The 7,949-nt window shown below is 69.1% G+C and carries 4 protein-coding genes; 1 reads left to right on the forward strand and 3 read right to left on the reverse strand.

What is annotated here, in order from left to right:
- On the forward strand, positions 1-910 hold a 910-nt coding region (locus tag ACWGIU_RS06695; RefSeq protein ID WP_453703080.1), incomplete at its 5' end, for an endonuclease/exonuclease/phosphatase family protein.
- On the opposite strand, the gene ACWGIU_RS06700 is transcribed toward ACWGIU_RS06695, so the two are convergent.
- The 3 genes from ACWGIU_RS06700 to ACWGIU_RS06710 all read right to left on the reverse strand — a co-directional run bounded on the left by ACWGIU_RS06700 (position 894) and on the right by ACWGIU_RS06710 (position 7,769).
- Positions 894-2,399: a hypothetical protein gene (locus tag ACWGIU_RS06700; RefSeq protein WP_453703081.1), complete on the reverse strand. Its 1,506-nt coding sequence runs from the start codon at positions 2,397-2,399 to the stop codon at positions 894-896. The two genes, ACWGIU_RS06695 and ACWGIU_RS06700, sit on opposite strands and share 17 nt — an antisense overlap.
- The gene (locus ACWGIU_RS06705; RefSeq protein WP_453703097.1) at positions 2,392-6,201 is read right to left on the reverse strand and encodes a bifunctional glycosyltransferase/CDP-glycerol:glycerophosphate glycerophosphotransferase; all 3,810 of its coding nucleotides are present in this window, start codon (positions 6,199-6,201) and stop codon (positions 2,392-2,394) included. Before ACWGIU_RS06705 ends, ACWGIU_RS06700 begins: the two co-directional genes overlap by 8 nt.
- Before the next feature lie 353 nt (positions 6,202-6,554).
- Positions 6,555-7,769, reverse strand: coding sequence for a hypothetical protein (locus ACWGIU_RS06710; RefSeq protein ID WP_453703083.1), 1,215 nt, complete (start codon positions 7,767-7,769; stop codon positions 6,555-6,557).
- Positions 7,770-7,949 lie beyond the last annotated feature (180 nt).

Here is a 7,949-nt window from a genome sequence, read left to right on the forward strand (position 1 = left end):
GGGCCGTACGGTGGCGGCTCTGGGCCTGTTGACCGCGGTGGCGTGCACGTCGGCGCAGACACCGGCTTCGGTGGCGGGTGCCGGTGCGGGCGCCGGCACGGCCGACGATGTCTCCGTGGCGACCTGGAACATGTGCGGGGTGCGGCAGTGGAGCTGCGAGAAGACCGGCGGCCCGAAGGAGAAACTCAAGCAACTGCGCGACCTGGTCGGTGATTCCGGCGTCCAGGTCCTGCTCCTGCAGGAGGTGTGCTCCGAGGACCTCCCCTCCTTCGCCCGCAGCCTCGGCCCGCAGTGGCAATCGGCCTTCGAACCGTACGCCGAGGTGGACGCGGCCGGCCGCCGTACATCCGTCGACTGCACCGGACAGGGGAAGGGGCAGGCCGGCTACGGCCTGCTGGCCGGCTCCCCGCTCACCGATGTGGAGGCGATCCCGACCGAGCAGCCGACGGTGGGGCTGCACCGCGGAATCCTGTGCGCGCGGGTCCCGGCCCAGCGGCTGCGGGTGTGCAACGCGCACCTCTCGCTGCGGGAGAGCGACGACGAGCACCCGGACTGGGACTTCCGCGACGATCAGCTGAGCTCACTGGTCGCCGCCGCCTCCACGGACGCCGGTACGGTCTTCGGCGGGGACTTCAACACCCCGCCGCCGGTGGGCGACAAGAACAAGAACACGTCCGCCTGGATCTGGCCGAGCGAGGCGTACACCACCTACCGCGAATGCGACCAGAAAGGCAGCTCGCGGGCGGGGCGCACCACCCTCAAGGACGGCACGAAGATCGACTACCTGTTCACCCGGCTCCCCCGCACCGGCTGCGAGGTGGTGGACACCAAGGCGTCCGACCACCGGCCGCTGGTGATGCGGGTGACCCGCCCGCCCGTGGACCCGGCCACGGTCAGTACCGTGCGTTGAAGTACGCCCCCTGCGCGGGCACGGGGTAGGAGTTCATGATCAGGGTGAAGGGGACGGCCGTCCAGGGCGAGGCGTTGCCGACGGCGTCCACCGCGATGACCTCGACGAAGTGATCGCCCTGGTTCCAGGCCCAGCCGGGCTCCCACACCCAACTGCCGTCGGCCCGTACCTCGCACGTCCCCAGGGCCGCTCCGCCCTCCTGGAAGTCCACGCGGACGGCGCCCGGGGCGTAGCCCGCGAAGCCGACGGCGGGGCCCGACAGCTGCTGGTGGGCGGTCGGGGCGGTCACCGACAGCACGAGGCGCTGTGCCGGCCTCGGCGGGGGGGCGGGCTCGTACTCGGGCAGGGCCGCGGACGCGTTCTCCACGGCGGTGAAGACCACTTCGGTGCGCTCGGTCTGGTAGTTGTTGGCGTCGGCGGCGAACAGCCTGACGACGTGCCTGCCCTTGGGCCAGGGGCTGCTGCGTTCCCAGACCCACGTGCCGTCCGCGGCGACGGGCGCGGAGCCCTTGTGCTTGCCGTCCTGCCAGAAGCTCACGCGTACGGCGCCCACCGCGGTACCCGTGAAACGGACGGTGTTCGCGGGGACCCGCTCCTCCGTCGTCGGCGTGAGGACCACCGGCCGGGGGAAGGACTCGTCGCGCTGCACGAGAGAGGTCTGCGTCAGGTACGCGTCGATCGCGGACGTGTCGCGCTGCGGCTCCTCGTAGCCGTTGCGGACCATGCCGAACCGGGGGGTTATGCCCTCGACGAGGAGGTTCAACAGTCCTATCAGGGTCGGGAGGTTGCGCAGCGTGACTTTCCCGTGGTCGGTGATGAGGGGAGAGTCGTTGTAGACGAAGTTGAAGTTCTCGTGCCCCTGGAACAGCCTGACGAACGGCTCCACCTGGCTCGCGTACTGCTCGTCCTGGGGCGAGGTGACCAGATAGATGTTGGCCGAGCGGTTCGCCCCGCTGTGCACCAGCTCGGGGAGGACCGAGTCGAGGATGCGTACGTTCTGCTCCGTGGCCTCGCCCATCATCACCCGGACGGCCTCGGGGTTGCCTTCCTTGACGCGGGTACCGATCTGGAACTGGGGCACGCTGGCCACGATGTTCCTGAAGCCGTACTTCAGTCCGAAGAACAGGGCCGCGCTGCCGCCCTTGGAGCTGCCGAACATGGTCACCTGGTCCGGCGAGAGGGACAGGGCGTGCATGACGCGCGAGATGAGCCCGGCGACGGACTGCTCCAGGGAGAAGTCCATCCCCTTGCACAGGTAGTAGGTGTTCGCGCCGTCGAACAGGTCACGGACCCACAGGATGTTGGAGCGCAGCAGGTCGAGCTTTCCGTTGGCCCAGCCGTACTCGTTGGTCGCGTAGCGGTTCGCGAAGACGACGACCAGGTGGCGGTTGCCGTTGCGCGCGTGGGAGAACCGGTACTCGATGGGCACCGCCCCCGAGGAGTCCACGCCGGTGAAGACGCGGCGCGTGCTCTGGGCTGTCTTAGACATGCTCGGAATCCATTCTTCTCGCCGGCTGGCGCGGCACCTGACCGAGGGTGCCTCCGTTCCAGGGACCTGCCTGACCTGCCTGAGCCGCCTGACCTGCCTGAGCCGCCTCGCCTCGCTGATGTGCCTGGCCCACCGGACCCGCCGTGCGGCCGCGGGCCGCTCCGACGGCCGGGGCCTGTGCCCGGGCGGGGTCGAGGTCCCCTCCGGCGATCAGGATGCGGTCGGTGAGCCGGGCCGAGGCGTAGCCGTCGTCGAGGTCGCAGAACTCCTGCTGGAACCAGCGGTAGCGGGCGGCGTAGCCGTGCTGGATGCGGTCGATGTTGCGGATCGCCCCGATCAGCTCCGGGGAGGTGTACACGAGCGGGCCGGGGGCGGACTGCTCGAAGTCGAAGTAGAAGCCGCGCAGGGTGTCCCGGTAGTGGTCCAGGTCGTAGGTGAAGAAGAGGATCGGCCGCCCGGTGTTGACGAAGTCGAACATCAGGGAGGAGTAGTCCGTGATCATCACGTCGGCGATGAGCGAGAGGTCCGCCATGTCCGGGTAGTCGGACACGTCGAAGACGAAGCCGTCGCCGGCGCCCGGTACGGGGTCCACCACGTTGGGGTGGCGCCGCACGAGCAGGACGTGGTCGTGGCCCAGCTGCGCCTTGGCCTCGTCGAGGTCGATGCGGAAGTCCAGCTTGTACTTTCCGGGTGCGTAGAACTGGTCGTCGCGCCAGGTAGGCGCGTACATGATGGCCTTCTTGCCCGGCGGCAGGCCGATGCGGCGGCGCACTTCAGCCGCCCGCCGACCGGAGTCACGGCGCAGGATGTCGTTGCGCGGATAGCCGCTCTCGACCATCTCGCCGGGGAACTGGAAGGCCCGCTTGAGGATCGGGGTGCTGAAACTGTTCGGGGAGACCAGCATGTCCCAGTTCCGCACCTCCTTCTCCACGCGCTCCAGGTACCGCTTGTCCGCGAAGTGCACGGCTTCGATGTCGTGACCGATGCGCTTGAGCGGTGTGCCGTGCCAGGTCTGCACGACGACCTGTCCCTCGCGCTTCTCGAACCAGTCCGGCAGGTGGTTGTTGGCGACGACGTACTTCGCCCGGGCCATGGCCTCGTACCAGTCGGGGGACCACATGCGCACGGGCCGTGCGGTGGGGGGAACGTCCACCTGGTCGTCGCGCACCACCCACAGGTGTTCGAGGTCCAGGCCCCGGCGGACCATCTCCTCGTGCAGCGCGCGCGGGCTGTCGGAGTACTGGGTTCCCTTGAAGGCGTCGAACAGCACGGCCTGGGTGACGGGCTTGCGGCGGGCCGCCGGATACGTCTTGGTGCGCATCAGCTTCTGCCGGTAGGGGCCGCGGGCCTCGTCCGGCATCGCCGAGTGGACCAGCAGGGAGAGCCGGTCGTAGGCCTCCGACTGCAGCTCGTAGCGGCGCTCGTTGCTGGCCATCTCCTGCGGCAGGGTGGGGATCAGGTCCTGCGTCATCTTGACCATGAGGTCGCCGGTGCGGTTCTCCGGGGTGACCGCGGAGGGATCCTGGCGGCGCAGGAAGAAGTCCCAGCGGCCGGAGGCGAGCGGGATGTCACCGGCCAGTGTGCCCATCGCGGCGGGGGTGACGACGAAACGGAACTCGTCGCCCTGCCAGGTGATCGGGGCGACGCGCTCCGCGCCGTGGGCACGGGAGCGTACGACGACGTGTGCCATCGCGTACTCCGACGCGTCGAGCATGTCCTGCGCGGCGTAGCCGACGACGATCTCCAGCGAGCCGTCCTCGCGCCAGGTGGCGGACTTGGCCAGCGGCAGGGTGTCCCGTTCGAACAGGACGACATAGCCAGAGCCGTTGCGGTGCACGAAGACCTCGCGGTCCCCGCCGTCGGTCTGCAGCCCGGCCGGCATCCGGTAGTGGCCGTCGGTGGCGTCCTCCGCCATGACGGGGTAGATGGCCGCCTTGCGCCCCTCGACGTGGAAGGTGGTCTTCCAGCCGTTGGCGCCGGTGTTCCAGGTCTCGGGGACCCCGTCCGAGGAGTTGGTGCGGTGTCCGGGGACGAGCGCCTTGACCGGTATGCGGGTGACGAAGAGGTACCAGCCCTCGCCGCCGGGGCTGAAGTGGACCCACGAGTCGTGGCGGCCGGCGCCACTCATGCTGGTCACCCGGAACTTGCCCCACTCGGGGAGCTTGGCGCCGAGGTAGACACCGCCGAGCTCGATGTGGTCGCCGACCATCCGGTGCCGGGTGATGCGGCAACGGACCGTCTCGACGCGGAGCTTTAGCTTGCCCTGCAGGAAGAGGGGCACCACGCGGACGTTCTTGTCGACGTACCGGTAAGGCGGGTTGGCCGCGCTGCCCGCGCCGCCCCGGGCTATGCCCTTGTAGCGGAACAGGCCGCGGCTCAGCACGCCGGCCGCGACGTCCCAGGTGCCCTCGACCCACTCGCCCTTGCGCTTGAGGCGGCTGGTGTCGAAGCTGACCTGGAAGCCGGACCAGTCGTAGCAATAGCGGTTCTGGTTCGAGTACTCGGTGGCCTGCGGGTAGTAGGTGGTCTTCGCCTTGGCGACGACCACGCGGCCCTGCTTCTTGTTGCGCAGCGCGATCGCCTTCATCGACATGTGCCGCTTGTGCACGTTGATGAAGCGGACGTACGCCGAACCCTCCAGGGTCAGGTGGTCCTTGTCGTCCCACCCGGCCCGGATCAGCGAACCGTGGAGCGAGAGCTCCTTGTCGAGCCGGTAGGCGCTCTTGTCGAGGCCGACCGAACGGTCGCCGAGGTAGGGGTAGTTGAGGTAGCGGTGGAAGCGGCGCTGAACGGGCAGGGGGCCGCCCTTGCGCTCGAACTCGACGACGTCGAGCAGTTCCTTCAGGCGCCCCTCGCGCACCAGGAGCCACTTGACCCGGGCGTCGGCGGGAAGCTCGTTGATGATGTCCGCGTCGGCCTCGTCCAGGAACTCGTTCGCCCACTGCATGAAGGCGTCCTGGTACTCCTCGTCGGCGTCGGGCAGCACCTTCAGGTGCAGCATCAGGTCCGACTTCAGGCAGGCCAGGTCGTACTTGCGCTTGTGGTCCGAGTAGGAGCGCGCACGGTGGCCGGCGAGGAAGCGGCTGACCGACCGGACGGCGGAGACGCGGTCCTGGAGGTTGCTGAACTCGGTGTGCCGCTGGGTGATGGAGGGGGCCGCACCTCCCTCGCGCCGGCGCCAGAAGTAGACGATGTCCGTGAGGATGTCGACCTTGGCGGCCCGGAAGTGGGCGAACATGTTGACCCAGGAGTCCTCGTACATGACGCCCTCGGGGAACGCGATGTAGTGGTAGTCCCAGAACGACCGCCGGAACACCTTGTTCCATACGGTGCGGTCGTAGATGAGGTCCGGCAGCTTGGTGATGTGTGTGCCGCGCCTGCTCTTCTGCATGGGCGCCTTGTGCAGGGGGGACTGCCACCTCTTGGTGGAGTTCATCATCTGCACGTTGCCCGATACGAAATCGGAACCGGACCCTTCGAGGGTCTGCACGAGCAGCTCGTAGGCGTACTCGGGTATGACGTCGTCGCCGTCGACGAACGCGAGGAATTCGGCCTGCGGATGAGCGGCTCGAATGCCGACATTACGGGCATGCCCCGGCCCCATGGACTCCTGGCGCAGGAGCTTGAACCGGGGGTCGCGGCGGGCGAAGTCGGCGGCTATGGCCGTCGAGGAGTCGGTCGAGCCGTCATCGACCATGATCACTTCGAGCGCGGAGAACGTCTGCCTGGCTATCGATTCCAGACATTCCTGGAGGTATATCTCAACATCCTGGAAGGGCACGACAACACTCAGGCGGGGCATACCTGCCACTCAGAAAGCTCCTCGATAGACCGACTTCTCACGGCGCACCGGAAGTTGCCGGGACACGCCGCCAGACCCGCCCCTGAATCTGGTCACCACCGCTCCCCGAACACTCGACCCGCCCCACCGCATTCGACCGCACACTTATACGACCTTGACAGCGGGTGCAGCGTAGGCCAACCACTTAATGGCGAGCAAGTATTCATGGGCGCTTCACCCGCTCAAAGCTTCACGTATGCGAATGAGCGGCGACCTCCCACGCCTGTGGGGGAGGTCAACTCCGCCTGCACCAGGGTGCGGCACACGGAAGCACCGCATCAATCGCCACAGCACGGGTATTGAGGTGAGGTGGATCACCCCACGCGACACCACGGACCGAAGGCCAGACCCGGGTCCGTCTGATCCTGCCGGGCGATCAGCAGTCCGCCGTCCATGTCGATCATCGCGATCGTGACCGCGCCCCGGGCGTCGAGCGAGATGGCCGGCAGCCCCGCGCACCGGTCCCCGACGGTGGCCCACCAAGTACCGTACTGCTCGCCCTGCGTCGGGTAGGCGGCGATCTCCGGGTAGCCCTCGGACCCCCGCTGCAGCAGGACGGTGCAGTCGTACCCGCCGATGCGCGTTCGGGCGACGCCCACCGGGCCGACGCCGCCCGCACCGCCCAGCGGCATGAGCGCGGGCGACACACCGGCGGGGGCCTGCGGGCGGTAGGCGATGACGCCGCCGTCCGCCGGGTGTCGCCAGAAGTAGGTGCCGGTGCCGGGGCCCGTCTCGTAGGCGCTGTAGGTCCCTTCGACGGCGTCGGCCTTCATGCGCCCGAGCCACCTGAAGTCACTGCCCGGCATGTCCTGCCCCCAGTACGAGGCACCACCGCGGAAGGTGACCAGGAATTCGGCCCGGCCCTGGGCGGTCACCAGGGGGACGACGGCCCCGCGCACCCATTTGCCTTGGTAGTCGGCCCAGTTGGCCCATGCACCGTCGGCGCGCCGGGTCCGGCCGCGCGCTCCCACGCCGAACCGGGTGGAGAGGATATGGAGCGCGCCGGTTCCGTCGGGGAGCACGATCGGGTCTCCGGGCGGGGGCAGGGGCGCCCCCGACTCCGTCTCGGACTGTTCCTGACCCTGGCCCGGGCCCTGGCCCTGGTCCGGCCCCTGCCCCTGCCCCTGCTCGCGCTTGCGTTCCGGGAAGGGGTTGCCCACCGCGCGCCAGTCACCGAGCGGGCGACCGGTCTGGTACTGGGTGGCGATGATCAGCTCGCGGCCGCCCGGCGCCCCCTCCCGGTAGCGGGTGCCGGCGAACCAGACGAACCCGTTGGAGTCCTGGGCCAGCGTGAACCGGCCCGCCCACCCCTCGACGGGGAACAACTCAGGGCCCTGCCAGATGTCGGACCCGGGCGCGGACTCGGTCCAGCGCACCAGGCCGTCCGCGCAGCTCGCGTAGGCGGTGAGCCGCCCGTCCCGGCCCAGTCGGAGCCAGCCCCGGGCCGCGCTCCCGCCGTCCGCGGCCGCGGCTATCGCGGATCCCGGCACCGCGGGCGCGGCGGAGCTGACACCTCGGTCCGCTTCCATATGTCCGCGTCGCGCCATGTCCTGCCCACACCTGCCCCAACTCGTACCTTTTGCCCGGCCTTACCCGGCGGGCCGTTGGACAATTTACGTCAGTGGGGCAGCCGACGGGTGTCGGGGGCGGATGTCCACGACAGCCTCCGCTTGCGTGCAACCTAGCCTGATCCGCCCGCCTCCACCACC

It is taken from the genome of Streptomyces sp. NPDC054840 (genome assembly GCF_053611065.1).